This window comes from Oricola indica, from assembly GCF_019966595.1.
GTDB classification, from domain to species: Bacteria; Pseudomonadota; Alphaproteobacteria; order Rhizobiales; family Rhizobiaceae; genus Oricola; species Oricola indica.
Genome location: NZ_JAINFJ010000001.1, coordinates 123,705 through 141,162, shown reverse-complemented (window position 1 = coordinate 141,162; position 17,458 = coordinate 123,705). Strand labels below are relative to the sequence as shown.

At 61.2% G+C, this 17,458-nt stretch carries 16 protein-coding genes; 10 read left to right on the top strand and 6 right to left on the bottom strand.

What is annotated here, in order from left to right; genetic code table 11:
• Positions 1–13: 13 nt before the first annotated feature.
• From LC343_RS00680 to LC343_RS00660, 5 genes are all read right to left on the bottom strand, one after another.
• A complete protein-coding gene (locus LC343_RS00680; RefSeq protein ID WP_223475166.1) occupies positions 14–163 on the bottom strand; it encodes a DUF3096 domain-containing protein in 150 nt (49 codons plus the stop codon).
• Positions 160–684: a DUF1269 domain-containing protein gene (locus LC343_RS00675; RefSeq protein WP_223475165.1), complete on the bottom strand. Its 525-nt coding sequence runs from the start codon at positions 682–684 to the stop codon at positions 160–162. The genes LC343_RS00680 and LC343_RS00675 overlap by 4 nt, the downstream gene beginning before the upstream one ends.
• An 87-nt stretch (positions 685–771) precedes the next feature.
• On the bottom strand, positions 772–1,554 hold the full coding sequence (locus LC343_RS00670) for a 3-hydroxybutyrate dehydrogenase (protein ID WP_223475164.1): 783 nt from the start codon (positions 1,552–1,554) through the stop codon (positions 772–774).
• 34 nt (positions 1,555–1,588) lie between these two features.
• Positions 1,589–2,326, bottom strand: a complete 738-nt coding sequence (locus tag LC343_RS00665; protein WP_223475163.1) for an acetoacetate decarboxylase — start codon at positions 2,324–2,326, stop codon at positions 1,589–1,591.
• A complete protein-coding gene (locus LC343_RS00660; protein WP_223475162.1) occupies positions 2,323–3,444 on the bottom strand; it encodes a patatin-like phospholipase family protein in 1,122 nt (373 codons plus the stop codon). Before LC343_RS00660 ends, LC343_RS00665 begins: the two co-directional genes overlap by 4 nt.
• 337 nt (positions 3,445–3,781) lie before the next feature.
• On the opposite strand from LC343_RS00660, the gene LC343_RS00655 reads away from it, so the two are divergent.
• The 10 genes from LC343_RS00655 to LC343_RS00610 all read left to right on the top strand — a co-directional run bounded on the left by LC343_RS00655 (position 3,782) and on the right by LC343_RS00610 (position 16,703).
• A complete protein-coding gene (locus LC343_RS00655) occupies positions 3,782–4,672 on the top strand; it encodes a mechanosensitive ion channel family protein (protein WP_223475161.1) in 891 nt (296 codons plus the stop codon).
• Positions 4,673–4,763: 91 nt separating this feature from the next.
• Positions 4,764–6,395 (top strand): FMN-binding glutamate synthase family protein, encoded by a 1,632-nt coding sequence (locus LC343_RS00650; RefSeq protein WP_223475160.1) that lies wholly within the window; start codon positions 4,764–4,766, stop codon positions 6,393–6,395.
• A gap of 27 nt (positions 6,396–6,422) precedes the next feature.
• Positions 6,423–8,135 carry a thiamine pyrophosphate-dependent enzyme gene (locus LC343_RS00645; RefSeq protein WP_223475159.1) on the top strand — a complete coding sequence of 571 codons (1,713 nt, stop codon included), beginning with the start codon at positions 6,423–6,425 and terminating at the stop codon, positions 8,133–8,135.
• A gap of 195 nt (positions 8,136–8,330) precedes the next feature.
• Complete coding sequence (gene cls, locus LC343_RS00640; RefSeq protein ID WP_223475158.1) at positions 8,331–9,767, top strand: cardiolipin synthase; 1,437 nt, start codon at positions 8,331–8,333, stop codon at positions 9,765–9,767.
• Between the two features lie 520 nt (positions 9,768–10,287).
• Entirely contained in the window at positions 10,288–11,358 is a 1,071-nt protein-coding gene (locus LC343_RS00635; RefSeq protein WP_223475157.1) for a substrate-binding domain-containing protein, read from the top strand.
• Between the two features lie 80 nt (positions 11,359–11,438).
• Positions 11,439–12,938 carry a sugar ABC transporter ATP-binding protein gene (locus LC343_RS00630; protein WP_223475156.1) on the top strand — a complete coding sequence of 500 codons (1,500 nt, stop codon included), beginning with the start codon at positions 11,439–11,441 and terminating at the stop codon, positions 12,936–12,938.
• 1 nt (position 12,939) lies between these two features.
• Positions 12,940–13,902, top strand: coding sequence for an ABC transporter permease (locus LC343_RS00625; protein WP_223475155.1), 963 nt, complete (start codon positions 12,940–12,942; stop codon positions 13,900–13,902).
• Positions 13,899–14,882 carry an ABC transporter permease gene (locus LC343_RS00620; protein WP_223475154.1) on the top strand — a complete coding sequence of 328 codons (984 nt, stop codon included), beginning with the start codon at positions 13,899–13,901 and terminating at the stop codon, positions 14,880–14,882. The genes LC343_RS00625 and LC343_RS00620 overlap by 4 nt, the downstream gene beginning before the upstream one ends.
• Positions 14,882–15,763 (top strand): SMP-30/gluconolactonase/LRE family protein, encoded by an 882-nt coding sequence (locus LC343_RS00615; RefSeq protein ID WP_223475153.1) that lies wholly within the window; start codon positions 14,882–14,884, stop codon positions 15,761–15,763. The genes LC343_RS00620 and LC343_RS00615 overlap by 1 nt, the downstream gene beginning before the upstream one ends.
• A gap of 169 nt (positions 15,764–15,932) precedes the next feature.
• Positions 15,933–16,703, top strand: a complete 771-nt coding sequence (locus tag LC343_RS00610; RefSeq protein ID WP_223475152.1) for a GntR family transcriptional regulator — start codon at positions 15,933–15,935, stop codon at positions 16,701–16,703.
• Positions 16,704–16,847: 144 nt separating this feature from the next.
• On the opposite strand, the gene LC343_RS00605 is transcribed toward LC343_RS00610, so the two are convergent.
• Positions 16,848–17,396 (bottom strand): 2,4'-dihydroxyacetophenone dioxygenase family protein, encoded by a 549-nt coding sequence (locus LC343_RS00605; RefSeq protein ID WP_223475151.1) that lies wholly within the window; start codon positions 17,394–17,396, stop codon positions 16,848–16,850.
• Positions 17,397–17,458 lie beyond the last annotated feature (62 nt).

Sequence of the window (17,458 nt, the reverse complement as noted above, 5' to 3'; positions counted from 1 at the left end):
AATGATCCGGCGCTCAGGCGCCAAGGAAATGCGGGAACAGTCCGGCCAATCCGATAAGGATCAGATAGGCGGCGATCACGTAGTTGAGGATACTCGGAACGATCAGGATCAGGACACCCGCGATCAGCGCCAGAAGCGGCTGGATGAAGAAGACCGTGGTCATTGCTGTCCCGGCGCGGATGCGACGACCTCGGCCTTGTGCGCGTCGTCGAAGGCCTTCCTCAGATGGTTTTCGGCATCTCTGTCGAGGTTGGTGCGCAGCACCTGGCCGCCATGTTCGCCCAGCCGCTCGATGACCTTGTCGGACGCATTGGCCCGCACCATCATGAACAGCGCGGCCTGACCCGGTTGCAGGACACCGGCCACGTCCTTCATGAAGCCGTCATTGATCCCGTAATCGGTGAGCGCGCCCGAAAGCGCACCCGCCCCGGCACCCACGGCGACGCCCAGAAGCGGATTGAAGAAGATCATTCCGATCAGCAAGCCCCAAAACGCTCCGCCGGTGGCCCCGGCGGTCCACATGTTGACCATCTGGTTGAGCTTGACGTTGCCTTTTTGGTCCGCCACGGCGACGACCGCGTCGGCCACATCGACCAGGTATTCCCGGGTCATGGTCATCAGTTCGGTGCGGGCCTCTTCGGCCTTTTCGGGTGTTTCGTACCCGATGACGATCAGTTCTGACATGGTATTCTCCTTTTCAAGGTTGTGTGGGTGTCGGGTGGACGGGTCGTGAGAGGTATCGAGGCCGTCCACCCTTTGCCGTTCAGGCGGTCAGTTCATGTACCAGCCGTGACTGACGACCAGCGACTGGCCGGTGAGCGCGTTGGTGGGGAAGGCGGCGAAGACATGGGCGACCTCGGCCACGTCCTCGATGGTCGTGAATTCCTGGTCCACGGTCTCGCCCAGCATGATCTTGTTGACGACCTCCTCCTCGGAGATGCCCAGATCGTGCGCCTGCTCGGGGATCTGCTTTTCCACCAGCGGCGTCTTGACGAAGCCGGGGCAGATGACGTTGGCGCGGATGCCGTGCTTCGCGCCTTCCTTCGAGATGACGCGGGCGAGCCCGAGCAGGCCGTGTTTCGCCGTGACATAGGCGGATTTGAGAGGGCTCGCTTCCTTGGAATGGACAGAGCCCATGAAGATGATCGAACCCGAGCCGGCCTTCTGCATGTGCGGCATCACGGCCTTCGACGTCAGGAAGGCCCCGTCGAGATGGATTGCCAGGAGCTTCTTCCACTGGTCGAAGGGAAAATCCTCCAGCGGGTGCACGATCTGGATCCCGGCGTTGGACACCAGTACGTCGATCTTGCCCCAGTTTTCGACCACCTTGGCGACACCGGCATTGACCTGTGCCTCGTCGGTGACATCCATCTCGACGGCCATGGCTTCGCCTGGCCCCTGGGCGGTCAATTCGTCGGCGGCTTTCTGAGCTGCGTCCAGCTTCAGGTCGGCGATGACGACCTTCGCGCCGTCGGCCACATAGCGCTTGGCGATACCGTGTCCGATGCCGCTTGCGGCGCCGGTGATGATGCAGACTTTGTCCTTGAGGTTCATGGTCTTGTCTCCTTGTCGATGGTCGAATTGGGGGTCAGGCGAGGTAGTCGTGAACGACTTCGCCGAGGCCGAGGGTCAGGTCGGTCAGCAGGTGGACGGCGGATACGACCTCCAACACCGGCAGATCGGCCACCGGGGCCAGCGCGTGTTGGTGCAGCTCAAGGCCCGCCGGGCCTTCCCAGGCGCCTTTCAGCGTCACGTCCTTGGTGTAGTAGCGCACGAGTTCGCAGATCCGTGGCGTGCAATCGACGTGCGGAATGACCTTGAGCATGAAGTTCGGCGCATCGAAGCCCTTCAGCACGGTGTCGTGGTCCAGCTCGCGGTGCTTGTAGCCCATCGTGCCGGTCGCGACCCGCACCGAGCCCACGTCGAGCGTGCCGACCAGCGTGTCCTTCTCGACCCTCAGGGCCGGATCGGCGAGCTTCTTGGGGAAGCCCCAGATTTCGCGGCCTCCGGCGATCGGGGCGTCGTCGTTGAGAAACATCGAGTGGAGGTAGCCGCCTGCGACGCCATCCAGCGTGACCGGGATCACCTGGCCGCTTTCGGTGTAATCGCCGAAACCGGTGCTGTCGGGCATGCGGATGAATTCGTACTTCACCAGCGGCTCGGTGACCTGCAGCGGTTCGGGCACGACCCGGCGCAGGGCGTCCATGTCGGTGCGGTAGGTGATCGTCAGGAATTCGCGATTGACGAAGCGGTACGGCCCTTTGGGATAGGACGGGCTGGTGACCGGCATTGCGAAGGCGTTGGCGACGAGGTCATGGGCGTTCATTTTGAGACTCCTTGGTCTTCAGGTGTTCCGAGATCGAAGACGTGCAGGCCGTCAGCCCCCACGCGGCGTGATTTCCAGGACTTGTGAGAGAGTGTGCGGGTGACGTCCCTGATCCCTGCGGCCCAGTGGTCGGACTTCGACTGGCGCGAGAACTCGTAGTCCTTGCCGCTGCCCTCGAAGCCTTGTTTGCGGTGGATCAGGTGGACCAGCGTGACCGGGCAGGACGGGCCGGCCCGGCGCAGCAGTGCCAGATCGGGGTCGTCCTTCAGCGCGTCAGGCAGTTTCGCTTCAAGTCGCGCGGCCGCGGCTTGCAGTGCGTGCAACTGGCGGTACCTATCCGTGGTCAGGCGGGTCCGGCTGGAATAGCGGATGTCCTTTTCGCGCTGCTGTACGCCGATGACATCCTTTGGAAGTTCGCCCCGCGCATTGAAAAGATCGACCTGGAACACACACAGTGGCTGGTCGCCCTCGACCTGTTCCATGACGTATTGCAGAGGGGTGTTCGACACGAGGCCGCCGTCCCAGTAGTAGCGCCCGTCGATTTCCACCGGCGGAAAGCCCGGGGGCAGGGCGCCGCTGGCCATGATGTGGCGGGCGTCGATCCGCGTGGTGCGGCTGTCGAAATACCTGAAGTTCCCGGTCTCGACGTCTGTGGAGCCGACACACAGGCGCGGTCCCGTGTCATTGAGAAGGTCGAAATCGACCAGCTCGTTCAGCGTCGTCTCGAGCGGGGCTGTGTCGTAGAAGCTCAAGGCCGGCGCGGAACCGAACGGCCAGAACGCGGTGGGCGGCCACGGCCTGAAGAAGCCCGGTGCACCCGCCATCGTCACCTCGGCCGCGGCGAGTTCGGAAAAGGCGCGGCGTCCGGCGGGTGTCCAGAAAGGTGCCGATAGCGGCAGGTTCGACGTGATCCTGTCCCAGAAGGTCTCCAGCGCGGCGACGCGGTCTTCCTTGCGGTTTCCGCAGATAAGTGCCGCGTTGATCGCACCGATCGAAATGCCTGCGATCCAGTCGAAGGAAAACCCGGCCTCGTCCAGGGCCGCGAATGCGCCGGACTGATAGGCACCGAGCGCTCCGCCTCCCTGCAATACCAGCGCGTTCAGTTCTTTCGAGGCCATGTCGGTGGTTCCCTGGATGCTGCAATTCGTGTCGTTGCAAAAACATCTAGGCGCGCTCTCCTGCACCAGCTTTTCGGAAACCTTACATGTGCGACAAGTTCGCCAAGTCCTTCTGTGGAAACGAGAAAACCCGCCGTCCAAGATGGCGGGCCCGCAGCATTGATCTTGTCTATGCCTGGATACCGCCAAGCCGTCCCTTCAGCGGACAGGTCTCTGGCGGAGGCCCTGAAGGCCATGTCATGGCTCTGTTCTCAAGGACGCGCACACCGCACTGGAAGGTTGCGCCTGCTGCTGTAGTGTGTCCGCGGATAAACCCTCATCGCGCAAGGAGAAATGGATGAACCGGGAAATCGTGCAGGGCTGGGCGATGCATCTGCGTCCCGACACTTGGTCGGGCGCCCTGATCATCCTGGCGTTGTTCTGGATCGGCGGTCTGCTGCTGTCACACATTCTCAAACGGATGATCCATGTGATCGTAGAGCGCGACCACGATAATCGCCTCGACCGCATGGCGATTGCGTTCCTTTCGAAAGTCGCGAGCGCCTTCGTCTGGATCCTGATCTTCATGCTTTATGCGCACATGATCCCGGCCCTTGACCGTCTTGCCACCGCGCTGCTGGCGAGCGTTTCGGTTGCTTCGGTGGTTTTCGGCCTGGCCGCGCAATCGACCTTGTCGAATTTCGTGGCGGGCTTCAGTCTGATTTTTTATCGCCCGTTCCGGCTCGGCGACAAATTGCAGATCAGCGCGCCGACCGGCGTGGAAACCGGCATCGTGGAGGACGTGTCGCTCGGCTACACGATCCTGAAAACCTACGACAATCGCCGGGTAATCATCTCCAATTCTTCGATATCGAGCGCGACCATGGTCAATCTGTCAGCGCGGGAACTGCGGACCATGGCGATGATTCCGATCTCGGTCAGCTACGATTCCGATATCGATACCGCGCGCGCGCTGATCCTGGAGATTGCATCGGGAATTTCCGATATTGAAGAAGTCGTCAGCTGTCCGGTCACCAATCTGGGCGCCTCGAGCGTCGATTTCAGCCTGCGCGTGTGGTGCGCGGATTCCGGTGTTGCGGCCGGGGTCAGGAATGAAGTGCTCGAAGCGGTGAAGAAACGGTTCGATGCGGAAGGGATCGAGATTCCCTATGCCTATCAGAATGTCCTGATCAAGGAATTGCCGGAGCGCGAAAACGACGCCTCGAGCACGGACATCACAAAAAAGTAAGATTGCAGAAAAACTCAAACAAGGCCGGCCTTGGATCATTTGGCCGACCTTGGCGTTATCGCATTGATTGCAGGACAGGAATAAAGCCCCCATGAACAACAGCCTGATGAGCCTTCTCGACATGTCCAAACGGGCGGTGGTGCCGATCGTCGCGGCGGTCCTGGCTGTGGTTTCCCTAGCCCTCGGATGGTTCTGGATCGGTCTGGCAATGGCGCTTGTCGTGGCGCTCGGGCTTTACGATGTCTTTCAGTCGCGCTGGACGATCACCCGCAATTATCCCGTCGCGGGCCGGATCAGGTGGCTGTTCTATGACCTGCGCCCCTATCTTCACAGCTATATCGTCGAGGACGATCTTGGCGGAACGCCCTTTTCCCTTGCCGCTCGGCGACTTGTTCATGCCCGCGCCGAGGGGCAGACCGACACGCAGCCTTTCGGAACAGAGCGCAACACCGAAGAAGACACCTATCACTGGGTCGGGCACTCCATCGCGCCCACCAGGGACCCGGTCAAGTCACCTCGTGTGGATGTCGGCTCCGATCAATGCAGCAAGCCTTACTCGGCGTCGGTTCTGAACATATCCGCCATGAGCTTTGGGGCTCTTTCGGCCAATGCCGTACGCGCCCTGAACCTGGGCGCCAGAAAGGGCGGATACTATCACGATACGGGGGAAGGAGGGCTCTCGCCCTATCACCTCGAAAACGGTGGCGACATCGTGTGGGAGCTCGGGTCAGGCTATTTCGGAGCACGCGACAAGGACGGCAATTTCGATCCCGGCAAGTTCGCCGAAACCGCGCAGCGCGACGAGGTCAAGATGACCGAGATCAAGCTGAGCCAGGGAGCGAAGCCGGGCCATGGGGGCCTTTTACCCGCCGCCAAGGTGACCGAGGAAATCGCAAATATCCGGCAGGTTCCCGCCCATCAGGATTGCCTTTCGCCGCGCGGCCACTCCGCCTTTTCCACGCCAATCGAGATGCTCGAGTTTGCCGCGAAGATGCGCGAGTTGTCCGGAGGCAAGCCCGTAGGACTGAAGCTTTGCATCGGGCAGCCGCACGAACCTTTCGCCATCATGAAGGCAATCATCGAAACGGGAATCCATCCCGATTTCATCGTTGTCGACGGCGGCGAGGGCGGTACGGGCGCGGCGCCGCTCGAACTGTCCGACTGGGTCGGTATGCCTCTGTCCGAAGGGTTGATCCTGATGCGCAACGCACTCGTGGGTGCAGGTGTCAAATCACGGATCAGGCTGGCGGCCAGCGGTAAAGTCTATTCCGGCATGGGGCTGGCACGAAACATCGCGCAGGGCGCCGATTGGTGTAACGCGGCGCGCGCCTTCATGTTTTCGGTCGGCTGCATCCAGGCCCAACGCTGCCACCTCGGCACGTGTCCCACCGGTGTCACCGCTCAGGACCCGGGCCGGCAGCGGGGTCTGGTGCCGGAGGTCCAGGGCGAACGGTCTGCCCGGTTTCACGACAAGACTGTCGATGCCTTGATGGAGATCGTTGCGTCCGCCGGACTGAACCATCCCGGCGAGTTGGAGCCGCACCATCTGATGCATCGCAGCGGGCCTGAAAAGGCCGTGCCGATGGATCAGGTTCATCCCTTCCTCCCCGAAGGTGCGCTTCTCGATGCGCCGGACGACACGATTTACGCCGATTTCTGGCGCGCGGCGCAGGCGGAGAGTTTCCGTCCCGCCATCGACCTTGCCCGGGCACGGTCGAGATAAACAAAGCATTCTGGAAGGACAGAAGAGATGACCAAGGTTTCCGATATCGTCGTGGACGCCCTTGTCGAGGCAGGCGCAAAGCGCTGCTGGGGCATCGTGGGCGACACCATCAATCACTTTACCGATGCGGTGCGCCGGTCCGACCTTCGCTGGGTGCATGTGCGCCACGAAGAAGCGGGCGGGCTGGCTGCGGGCGGCGAGGCCTATTTCACCGGCGAACTGGCTGTTTGCGCGGGCACCTGTGGACCGGGATCGCTGCACTTCGTCAACGGGCTTTTCGAGAGCCACCGCAACGGCGCTCCGGTCGTTCTCATCGCTTCGGACGTGGCGCGCCCCGAGGTCGGGCTGGGATTCCCGCAAGAGGTGGACCAGCGCAAGATCTACGAGCAGCACAGCGTGTTCTGCGAATATATCTCTCATCCCGATCAGGCGCGCCGCATCACCGTGCAGGCCGCGCAGGCAGCGCTGACCAAGGGCGGCGTTGCGGTCGTCATCGTCAATGGCGACATGTTCGAGGAAGATACGAAAGATGACCTTGCCTGGTCCGTCCATCGCCCGAAGTCGCGCCTGCGTCCCGCCGACGAAGAGCTCGACGCGCTCGCCGAGCGGCTCAATTCGGCGGGAACCGTCACGCTTTATGCCGGGATCGGCGCCCGCGAGGCCAAGCCCCAGCTTGTGGCATTGGCCCGGAAACTTGCCGCGCCGATCGCCCACACCAGCCGCTCGAAGGAATTCATCGAGCCCGACAATGACTACAATGTCGGCATGATCGGCATCCTGGGCAACAAGGCGGGTGTCGAAGCCGTGGACGCGGCCGATGTGATGCTCTGCCTGGGCACGGATTTCGCCTACACGCAGTTTTATCCGGGCTCGGACAAGATCATCCAGGTCGACCGCGACCCGGCGCATATCGGACGGCGCGCGCCGGTTGGGATGGGCCTTGTCGGCGATGTCGGTCCGACCATCGACGCGCTGCTCGACCGGCTGGACCAGAAGGACGACACCTCGCATCTGGAGGCCGCGCGCAAGCGGTGGAAGAAGGACCTCGAAGGCTATGAGGACGAGGCCGAGGAAAGCGATCCGTCGCTGATCCACCCGCAATTCGTCACCCGAACGCTCGACCGTCTGGCGGCTAAGGATGCGGTCTTCACCGCCGATGGCGGATCGCCCATGGTGTGGCTGCTGCGCCATCTGACGGCGAACGGCAAGAGGCGTTTCCTGACCAGCCTGCTGCACGGCACGATGGCCAATGCCTATCCGCAGGCCATGGGGGTGGCGGCTGCCTATCCCGGCCGTCAGATCATCTCGATGAGCGGCGACGGCGGCATGACCATGCTGATGGGCGACCTGCTGACGCTCAAGCAGGAGAAACTGCCGGTCAAGATACTGATCTACAACAACGGTTCCCTCGGCTTTGTAGAGATGGAGCAGAGGGTCGAAGGCTTGCTCGACAGTTTTACCGGGTTGGAAAACCCCGATTTCGCAAAGCTGGCCGAGGTTTGCGGGCTGCAAGGCTGGAGTGTCGAGAATGCAAACGACCTGGAGGCGGCGATGACACAATGGCTCGCTGCCGACGGTCCGGCCATCCTTGATGTGCGCGTGAACCGGATGGAGCTGGTCATGCCACCCAAGGTGGAGGCTGGTCAGGTTGCCTCGACCACGCTGTTCGGCGTCAAGGCCGTACTCGATGGCCGTGCGCGCGAGGTCGTCTCGCTTCTGCGCGACAATTTCCTTCGATAGGATCGCGATATTGACCAAGGTGCGGGCGAGGGGCGTGGCGACAGCGGCACCCCTTGCATCGCAGCCGGTCTCGCCGTGTATCTCGAAGGCGACGGCGTCGCTCACCTTCGCGGCGCATGTCCATCGATCCTTTCTTGCGCTACGTATACCGGATCATCCGCCCATGGTGAGCGGGATTGCATTCACGGAGACCGCATGATGGCGACGCTGCTGCTCGCCCTTCATTTGCTGATCATCATCGCTTTCACATTCCGCATCTTGTTGCGGGATGATCTTTCCCCGCAGGCGCGGCTTGCGTGGTTCGTTGTTCTGGTGGTGCTGCCCTATATCGGCAGCGTCGTCTATTTTTTGTTTGGCGAAATCGACCTTGGGAGCCATGCGGACAAGCGACACAGGGAAATTTTCGATCAGATCCGCGCCCATGCGTCCCACCTGATGGGAGCGCCGGAGGATACAGAACGACTGATCGATCCATTCTACAAGCCGGCGTTTCGATATGCGGGTTCGATCAACGGATTCCATCCGGTTGCCGGAAATCGTGCCGAATTGATGGCCGACGCGGCCGAAACGAATGCGCGCCTGATCGCGGATATCGACGCTGCGCAAAGCCATGTTCAGGTGCTCTATTACATCTGGTTGGACGACCGGACCGGAACGGACATCGCGCACGCCTTGATCCGCGCCGCAGAGCGCGGGGTCACCTGTCGGGCAATGGCGGACGGCCTGGGATCGCGCGCTTTGATCAAGTCGCCACTTTGGCAACAGATGAAAGATGTGGGGGTGCAGATGGCTGTGGCCCTGCCGCTGGATAATCCGGTCCGCACGCTGCTGAAGAGTCGCATCGATCTGCGCAATCACCGCAAGATCACGGTCATAGACAGCAAGATCACCTATTGCGGTAGCCGAAACTCCGCCGACCCGGAATTTCGTGTCAAAGCCAAATATGCCCCCTGGGTCGATATCATGCTGCGGTTCGAAGGCGCCATCGTCGCGCAGAACGAATTGCTGTTCATCAGCGACTGGATGCAGGCAACCGGCGACACGCTCGATGATTTCACCGTGAGTGCGAGCCCGGTCGAAGACGGGTTTCCCGCGCAGGTGATGGGGGACGGTCCAACCGAGCGCCGGGGTGCCACGCCTCAGCTCTTTGCTGCCCTCATCTCGTGCGCGCGAGACAGTCTGACGCTATCAACCCCGTATTTCGTGCCGGATGCGACGGTGCTCGAAGCCTTGTGTTCCGCGGCGCATCGCGGGGTGGCGGTGACGCTTATCTTTCCCAAGGTGAACGATAGCTGGATCGTCGCGGCTGCGAGCCGGAGCTATTATCGCAAACTGCTGTCGGCCGGATGCGAGATCCATGAGTTCAAAGGTGGTCTCCTGCACGCCAAAACGCTGACACTGGACGGCAAGGTGTGTCTCATCGGATCATCGAACCTCGATATTCGCAGCTTCGATCTGAACTATGAAAACAACATCCTGCTGCAGGATCAGGGCGTGACCCGCGCCGTGCGCGACCGCCAGGAGGACTACATCCTCCAATCGGATCCCGTAACCCTTGGTCTGGTCGCCGCATGGCCTGCGTATCGGCGCATCTGGAACAATGTAATCGCCACGATTGGCCCTGTCCTCTAGGTGAAGGCGACGAAATTTCCGTCTGACAGCAATTCGTCGCGAACAGCTGAGCTTGCCCTGACCGGACTTCGGCCTCCATTGGCAGAGCGTCGCTGAGCTGCCCCAATGCTCCCGGCAGAAGACCAAGTTCAAAATGATCTGGCGTACTGGAATTGAGGAAGAGCAGGGCTGTTGCTGGCCGAGAAACCCCTTCGGCTCCGTCAACATCGTAGCCCTCACGATTTCGCCTCAGATGATCACATCATCATGAAATCCCAGCACTGCGGATCGTCGGCGCGGAAGTGCCGGTGGGCTCGGACGACTTTCGGCGGTGTCCGTCTGTCCCAAAGGTCCGGCATCCAGAAGATTGACATAAGAGTATACTAGTATAATCATAAAGGGACGCTCTGGACGGATCCGGAGTGTGACATGACGTTGAGATTACGTTGAGGAGGACCGGACTCTCGCTGCGCGCAACGCGGCGAAACTGCATTTATCGACATCGACATCGACATCGACATCGGAATCGGGAGGAGAATCCATGTTATTGCCTATTTTTCGAAAACAGGGCGCACTGGCGCTCGCGCTTATGCTGGGAGTTGCCGGCGCGGGGTCCGCAATTGCCGCCGACGAACCCACCTACGAAATCTTCCTATCGAACAACTTCGTCGGAAACGACTGGCGTCAGCAAATGCTGCGCTCGGCCGAGGCCGTCATTGACAAGCCGCCACTGGCTGGCCGGGTGAATTTGCGCATCGAGAACGTCGAGAATGCGGTTCAGACGCAGATCACGTCGTTGAACAACATGATACGGGCGCGGCCGGATGCCATCCTGATCGATTCGGCCTCGGCCGAGGGTCTGAACCCGACCATCCGCAAGGCCTGCGCGGCCGGTATTCTGGTTATCAGCTTCGACCAGGTGGTGACAGAGGATTGCGCTTATGCGCTCGCCTCCGACTGGGATGTGATCGCGGAGGTGACCGCCGAATGGCTGGCCGAGCAGATTGGCGGCGAAGGGAAGGTGATCGTCGACCGCGGCTTGGCCGGAGCGCCAATCTCCGCGCAATTGCAGGGTGGTTTCGAGAGTGTACTTGAGGGATATCCCGGCATCGAGATTGTCGGCTATTTCAATGGTGATTACGCTCTCGGGCCCGAACAGGCAGGTGTCGCGGCGCTGCTTGCCGCCAATCCGCAGATCGATGGCATCCTGACGCAGGGTTATGGCGCAGGCGCGCTTCAGGCGCTTCAGAACGCCGGGCGTCCATTGGTGCCAATCGTGGGCGGTTCCTACAACACTTCGGCGCTGGCCTGTGCGACGACCGAGGGGGCCAACTGTATCCTGATGTCGAACCCTGCCTATCTTTCGGCCGAGGCAATCAAGCTGGCGGTCGAAATCCTCGATACCGGCGTCCGTCCCGAGGAGCGTGTGATCACCTTCAAGGGGCCGATGCTGACGAACAACCCGGTGCCCTCGAAGTTGCATCCGGACCAGCCCATGGAGAAGCTGGAAGTCGGCGTTAACGCCTTTCCCGACCAGCCGCCCGGGCTTGGCATGCCGATTTCGCCCGAATGGGTCGAGATCACGGCAGAGGAAGCCGCCGGAACCAACTGAACGGCACCTTGCTTCCCTTCCCGGCGCCTCGTACGCCGGGAAGGGAGTTTTCACCCACAGTCAACAGTGCAGAAGTGCCCATGGACCTCATCGAAGTCAGTGGCCTGACAAAGCGTTATGGCGGCATTGTCGCGCTCGAACAGGCATCCTTTTCGGCAAGGGCGGGTGAAGTGCACGCCCTGATCGGCGAAAACGGAGCCGGCAAGTCGACTTTCATCCAGATTCTGGCCGGTGCGGTGGCGCATGATGGTGGAGACGTGCTGTTCGACGGCGCTCACTACAATCCAGCCAATCCCGACGATGCGGAGACCACCGGAGTCACGGCGGTTTTCCAGGAGTTGTCGCTGATCCCGGACCTGACCGTGGAGGAGAATATCTGGTTTCGCCGTGAGCCTCGCCGTTGGTGGGGTGCGGCCGACAGGCGTGAACTCAGGCGCAAAACACTGGATTTGTTCGAGAAGTACGAGTTTCCACCTATTCAGGCGGATCGCGACGTGCGTCGCCTGACTCTGGCGGAACAACAAATCGTCGAGATTGCCAAGGGATTGGCCAAGTCCACGCGTGTTCTCATATTGGACGAAGCAACGTCCGCGCTGCCCGCGAAAGAAACGGAGTGGTTGCTGAAGCTCACGCGCAAGCTGGCGGAAGAAGGGCTCCTTGTCATTTTCATCTCGCACCGTATGGGCGAGGTACGTTCGATCGCCGACCGCATGACCATCTTTCGGAACGGATCAACCGTTGCGACCCACGTCACCGACGAGGTCAGCGATGACGAAATCGTGGCGCAAATGATTGGCCGGCAGATGGACCGGCTCTATCCCGAGCGCCACGACACGACCACGGGCCGGATCGCGCTGAAGGTTTCGAACCTCGAATGCGGCTCGCGTCTGCGCGGCGTCGGTTTCGAGTTGCGCGAAGGCGAAGTTCTGGGTGTCGGAGGCCTGCAGGGCCACGGGCACCGCGAATTGTTCCAGTCTCTCTTCGGGGCCAGTCGGTCCACCGGCGAGGTCGAACTTTGGGGCCGGGCCGCTCGGTTCAACTCTCCCAACCAGGCGCTCTCGGGGCGAGACGGCATCGCGCTCGTGCCCGAGGATCGCGGCGGGCAGGGGCTCCTCAACTCGATGAGTGTTCGCGAAAACCTGACCCTTTCCGTACAGCGCCGCATGACGTGGTGCGGTCTTGTCGATTCGAAACGCGAAGCGGCTCTGGTGCGCGAGATGGTCGATCTCCTTTCGATCAAGGTCGAAACGCCAGAGCAGGAGGCGGGAACGCTCTCGGGCGGCAATCAGCAGAAAGTGGTTTTCGGCAAGATGCTCCTGACCGAAGCGCGGGTTCTCCTGCTTTACGACCCGACCCGGGGTGTCGATGTGGGCACCAAGAGCGAGATCTTTCAGCTCATGCGCGACCTTGCCGCACAGGGCTACGCCATCCTGTTTCATTCCAGCGACATGCCGGAACTGGTCCATGTCTGCGACCGTGTCATGGTTCTGCGCGCCGGCCATGTCGCGGCACTGCTGGACCGCAGCGCGATATCCGAGGAAGCAATTTTGCGCGCTGCCGTCCTCGAGAAGGATACCTGACATGAGTACCAGCCTGCGCAACTACCTTCTGGACAAGGCACCGTTCCTGACCGCCTGCGTCATGCTCGTGGCGATTCTGGCGACGTATGCGTCGCTGCAGCGCGGCGTGTTCTCCATAGACGAGCTGAACCTTGTGACCGGCTCGGCAATGACACTGATCCTTGTTGCCACTGGACAGACAATCGTGATCCTTCGCGGCGGCATCGACCTTTCCGTCGGCGGCATGGTCAGCCTCGGAACGGTGATCGCGGCCACCCAGTTTGGCACTGATCCCGTCAACATCGTCCTTTGGTCCTCGGCAATCCTGTTACTTGGCTTCCTGATCGGAGCGGCCAACGGCGTCATGATCAACTCTCTGCAGCTCCAGCCCTTTCTGGTGACACTGGCGACATGGTCGGTTCTCAGCGGAGTGGCGATGATCATCCTGCCGACCGATGGCGGATCGGTTCCCGATTGGTGGATCGGATTCGGCTACAGCGAATTGCTGGGTCTCGCCGGGCCGGTCTGGATGATGATCGCCCTGATCGGCTTTTGGTTCTGGTTCAAATCCACTCGGCTGGGTACGACGATCCGGGCCACCGGATCGAGCGAGAAATCGGCATTCCTGTCCGGTGTGTCGATCATGCGGGTGGACATCGCCGCCTACGGGCTTTCCGGATTTTTTGCCGCTGCCGGCGCGCTTTACCTGACGACGCAGACAGGGGGAGGCTCGCCCATCATCGGCAAAGACTACATCCTTCCCTCGGTTGCCGCGGCGGTGATCGGTGGGGTCAGCCTTTTCGGCGGGCGTGGCGGCCTCATGGGCACGGTTGTCGGTGCCTTCATCCTGATCCTGATTGGCAGTCTGGTCTTCGCCTTGCGCATCTCCAGCCATTGGCAGCCGGTGCTCTCGGGCATGATCCTTCTGGTCGCGGTCCTGACCAGTTCGCTGACAGAGAAGACCGCGAAAGGGCAAGCGCAATGAACGGTTTTCTTGTCCGCAATCGCGCTGTCCTGCTGGCTTACGGCGCGGTGGTGCTCCTACTCCTCGTTACAGCGGCTTTCTCACCGGGATTCTTGTCCGCGGCCAATATAAGGGCGACCCTGGTTCTCGCCGCCTTCGTCGGCATTGTGGCGCTGGGCCAGACCTTCGTCATCATCGGGGCGGGCATCGATCTGTCGATCCCCTGGGTTCTGAATACGGCCGCGATCCTGATGACCATGCTCTGCGCGTCCGAGAACCTGCCGCTGCTCTGGGTCATGCCGCTGATGCTCGCCCTGGGCGGTGGTATAGGATTGTTCAACGGTGTCGGTGTGGCCTATTTCGGAGTGCCGGCGATCATCATGACCTTGGCAACGAACGTGATGCTGCAAGGGCTGATCCTGGTCTTTACGGGCGGCTCGCCGACACCGCTCGCGCCCGACGCCATCCGGTTCCTCGCCGTCGGGCAGCTCGGCCAGGTCCCCGTGATCGTCGTGATCTGGGCGGTGCTGGGCGTGGCAGCGACGGTGCTCTTGTCCAAGATGTCATTCGGGCGTCACCTCTACGCTCTCGGCGGCAATGAGACCGTGGCCGAGTTCTCGGGTGTCCCGACACGCCGCACCAAGATCCTGACCTATGTGGGCTCGGGCATGACGGCAGCCTTTGCCGGGATGCTGATGACTGGCTATTCGGGCCAGGCCTATCTCGGCATGGGCGACCCGTACCTCTTCACCTCCGTGGCGGCGGCGGCCATCGGCGGGGCGTCGATCCTCGGTGGAACGGGCCACTACGTTGGCACAGTCGCGGGCGCGCTGGTGCTGACCATCCTCACCGGCCTCCTGCCGGCCCTGAACCTCTCCAGCGGAGCGCTTCAGGTCGTCTATGGCGCCGTGATCCTGATTACCGTCGCGCTGAGCAGCGATGGCGTAAGTGCTACATGGGCGGCTCTGTTCGGCCGCCGTAAAACACAAGGAGCCAAGTGATGGTGGAAATCACCTGCATCCACGACGCGGGCGCGCAGTTGGGCGAAGCTACAATCTGGGATCCCGACGCGGCTGTCCTGTGGTGGATCGACATTTGGGGACAGCGCATTTTTCGCACCAATCCGGCAAGCGGCCGAACCGACAGTTGGGAGACACCCGAATATCCGGGCTGCATAGGCCTGCGGAAATCCGGCGGGCTTGTTCTGACAATGCGCTCCGGCTTCTATTTCTTCGATCCGGAGACCGCTGAATTCACCGCTGTCGCCGACCCCGAATCCCATCTTCCCGACACAAGGTTCAATGACGGAAAGCCCGACCGTCAGGGGCGCTTTTGGTCTGGTACGATGTTCGAAGCTCCGGGCAAGGAGCTGGAATTCATCGGGTCGCTTTACCGGATGGATACCGACTTGACCGTGCACCGGATGATCGATGGCATTGGCTGCTCCAACGGGCTTGCCTGGAGCCCCGATAGCACCCGGATGTATTTCTCGGACAGCCATACGCCGGTTGTGAATGTCTACGACTTCGACGCCGCCACAGGCGAGATCGAAAACGGGCGGACCTTCATCGAGTTTACCGAACCCGGCGACATCGCGGATGGCACCACGGTCGACGCGGAAGGGTGTTACTGGGTGACCATTCCGTTCAAAGGCCGGGTCGATCGGTACGATCCCGACGGTATCCGGATGGCAAGTATCACCATGCCGACCGATCTCCCCACCTGCTGCGAATTCGGCGGGCCGGACCTGGACGTGCTCTATGTCACGACCGCGGTGCTGAAGCGTCCGATGGAGGAACTGAAGGGGCAGACCAGTCCGGGTGGACTGTTCGCGCTGGACGTCGGCGTGAAAGGGTTACCGCTCCCGGCTTTCGAGGGGTAGGTCTACGGATCGGCACATGGCTTCGCCTGAACCTATGCGAGGCACCGGAGCGGACGCCCACGCGACTGGCGCGACTAAGGTTGCGTGTGAAAACAGCGGCGCTGGTTACACATAAGCCAAGCAAGTATGATAATAGCTGAAGAGATTCAGATATCCGAGCAGGTAAAGAATGGTCTCCGCCGCTTCAATCATCGACCGTTTTCCGCGTAACAAGCTCTCGCGAGAGGACGGGCCACTCTATCAGCAGCTGGCTGATCTGATTCGCGGAATGATCGTCCGGGGCGACATCGAGGTCGGAACCGACCTGCCCAAGGAAGCGGAGATTGAGGCGCATCTCGGCGTGAGTCTTATCACGGTGCGACGGGCTCTTCGCGAGCTGGAAGACCTCGGATTGATCCAGAAACGCTCGGCCAAACCGGCCAAGGTGACGGCAAAGAGCCCGACTGTGCGGGCCGGAACGCGGTATGAATCGCTGGAAGATCTCGTGGCGTCGACCAGCGGTACGGTTCTGGTTATCAATTCCTACGCGCTGGAGAAAAGTCCGCTGGCAGAGGCGCATTTTGGCCTCGCGCCGGGCGAGGCGGGCTGGTGTCTGCGCGGCCACCTGTCCAAAGACGGCCAGATCAAGACACTGATCACCACCTTTTTCCCGCCTGACATCGGCGAGAAGATGAAGGTGTCGGATTTCACCGACAAACTGGTTTTCCGAAACCTGCAACGTTGCCTGAGCATACGGATCGAGCGAGTCCTGGTTACGGCTCGCGCCGAGGTGGCAAGCAAAGCGCAAGCGCGCGAGTTGGGTGTCGCTGCCGGTAGCCCGCTGATGTCGACCGAGATGGTCTACCTCACGGACAAACAGCGCGCGGTGGAGGTGACGATTACCGCCGCGCCGTCGGAACATTTCGTCCTTTCCTACGACATCCCTCTCGAAGAAAGCTGACGGCCTCCGCGGAGGGGACCTCCGCTCCGTCGCCGCATCCCTCCTTATCCGCTCGGCCGTGTGGACCGAGCGGACGTCCGAAGCCGCTGCGACAGCGGCGCTTACGGCGTCAGCTGTCGCGAAGCGATGTTTGTTCGCCTTGCATCAACGGATGAATTGATCGACAAAATCCGCGCCCAATCCAATGGAATCGTAGTGGGCTCGGCACATGTCGATTTTGGTGAAGACATCTTCGTAGCCGATGTTTTTGCCCCAAGGGTCGACGTAGTACATGCAGCCGTTCACGTTGAAGAGCGTGATCATCTCCTCGACGTCTTCATCGACGACCAATGTGTGGGTGTCGCCAGGTGGCTCGAACACGTAGCCGCCTTCGGTCGCGATCCAGTCATGCTCAAGATAGCGCCAGCTCCCTTTGATCACATAGCCATGAACCGGGGCAGGGTGACGATGGCGGCTGAGCACGCCAGAGCGTCTCACGCGCAACAGGTTCATCCAATAACCGGCCGACACATTCAGGCAGAGCGGGCGGAACCAGACATTCTCGGATTGTGGCACCCAGACCCTTTCATCATCGGGAACGGCGGATGGGACGACCAGATCCGGCCGCATCTCGCGCGGCTGGTCGAACTGATAAGGCATGGTTTTCTGCGTAGCCTCGGCGTTTTCGCCGGGGACTGCTTTGCTCTGGCTCATGGCATCTCCTCGAGCGGATCAAAAACGATCCAATAATGATGTCCAATATGTAGACATGATTA

Coding starts and splice junctions, on each gene's coding strand:
- LC343_RS00680 (WP_223475166.1), bottom strand. CDS start 163: ATGACCACGGTCTTCTTCATCCAGCCGCTTCTGGCGCTGATCGCGGGT.
- LC343_RS00675 (WP_223475165.1), bottom strand. CDS start 684: ATGTCAGAACTGATCGTCATCGGGTACGAAACACCCGAAAAGGCCGAA.
- LC343_RS00670 (WP_223475164.1), bottom strand. CDS start 1,554: ATGAACCTCAAGGACAAAGTCTGCATCATCACCGGCGCCGCAAGCGGC.
- LC343_RS00665 (WP_223475163.1), bottom strand. CDS start 2,326: ATGAACGCCCATGACCTCGTCGCCAACGCCTTCGCAATGCCGGTCACC.
- LC343_RS00660 (WP_223475162.1), bottom strand. CDS start 3,444: ATGGCCTCGAAAGAACTGAACGCGCTGGTATTGCAGGGAGGCGGAGCG.
- LC343_RS00655 (WP_223475161.1), top strand. CDS start 3,782: ATGAACCGGGAAATCGTGCAGGGCTGGGCGATGCATCTGCGTCCCGAC.
- LC343_RS00650 (WP_223475160.1), top strand. CDS start 4,764: ATGAACAACAGCCTGATGAGCCTTCTCGACATGTCCAAACGGGCGGTG.
- LC343_RS00645 (WP_223475159.1), top strand. CDS start 6,423: ATGACCAAGGTTTCCGATATCGTCGTGGACGCCCTTGTCGAGGCAGGC.
- cls (WP_223475158.1), top strand. CDS start 8,331: ATGATGGCGACGCTGCTGCTCGCCCTTCATTTGCTGATCATCATCGCT.
- LC343_RS00635 (WP_223475157.1), top strand. CDS start 10,288: ATGTTATTGCCTATTTTTCGAAAACAGGGCGCACTGGCGCTCGCGCTT.
- LC343_RS00630 (WP_223475156.1), top strand. CDS start 11,439: ATGGACCTCATCGAAGTCAGTGGCCTGACAAAGCGTTATGGCGGCATT.
- LC343_RS00625 (WP_223475155.1), top strand. CDS start 12,940: ATGAGTACCAGCCTGCGCAACTACCTTCTGGACAAGGCACCGTTCCTG.
- LC343_RS00620 (WP_223475154.1), top strand. CDS start 13,899: ATGAACGGTTTTCTTGTCCGCAATCGCGCTGTCCTGCTGGCTTACGGC.
- LC343_RS00615 (WP_223475153.1), top strand. CDS start 14,882: ATGGTGGAAATCACCTGCATCCACGACGCGGGCGCGCAGTTGGGCGAA.
- LC343_RS00610 (WP_223475152.1), top strand. CDS start 15,933: ATGGTCTCCGCCGCTTCAATCATCGACCGTTTTCCGCGTAACAAGCTC.
- LC343_RS00605 (WP_223475151.1), bottom strand. CDS start 17,396: ATGAGCCAGAGCAAAGCAGTCCCCGGCGAAAACGCCGAGGCTACGCAG.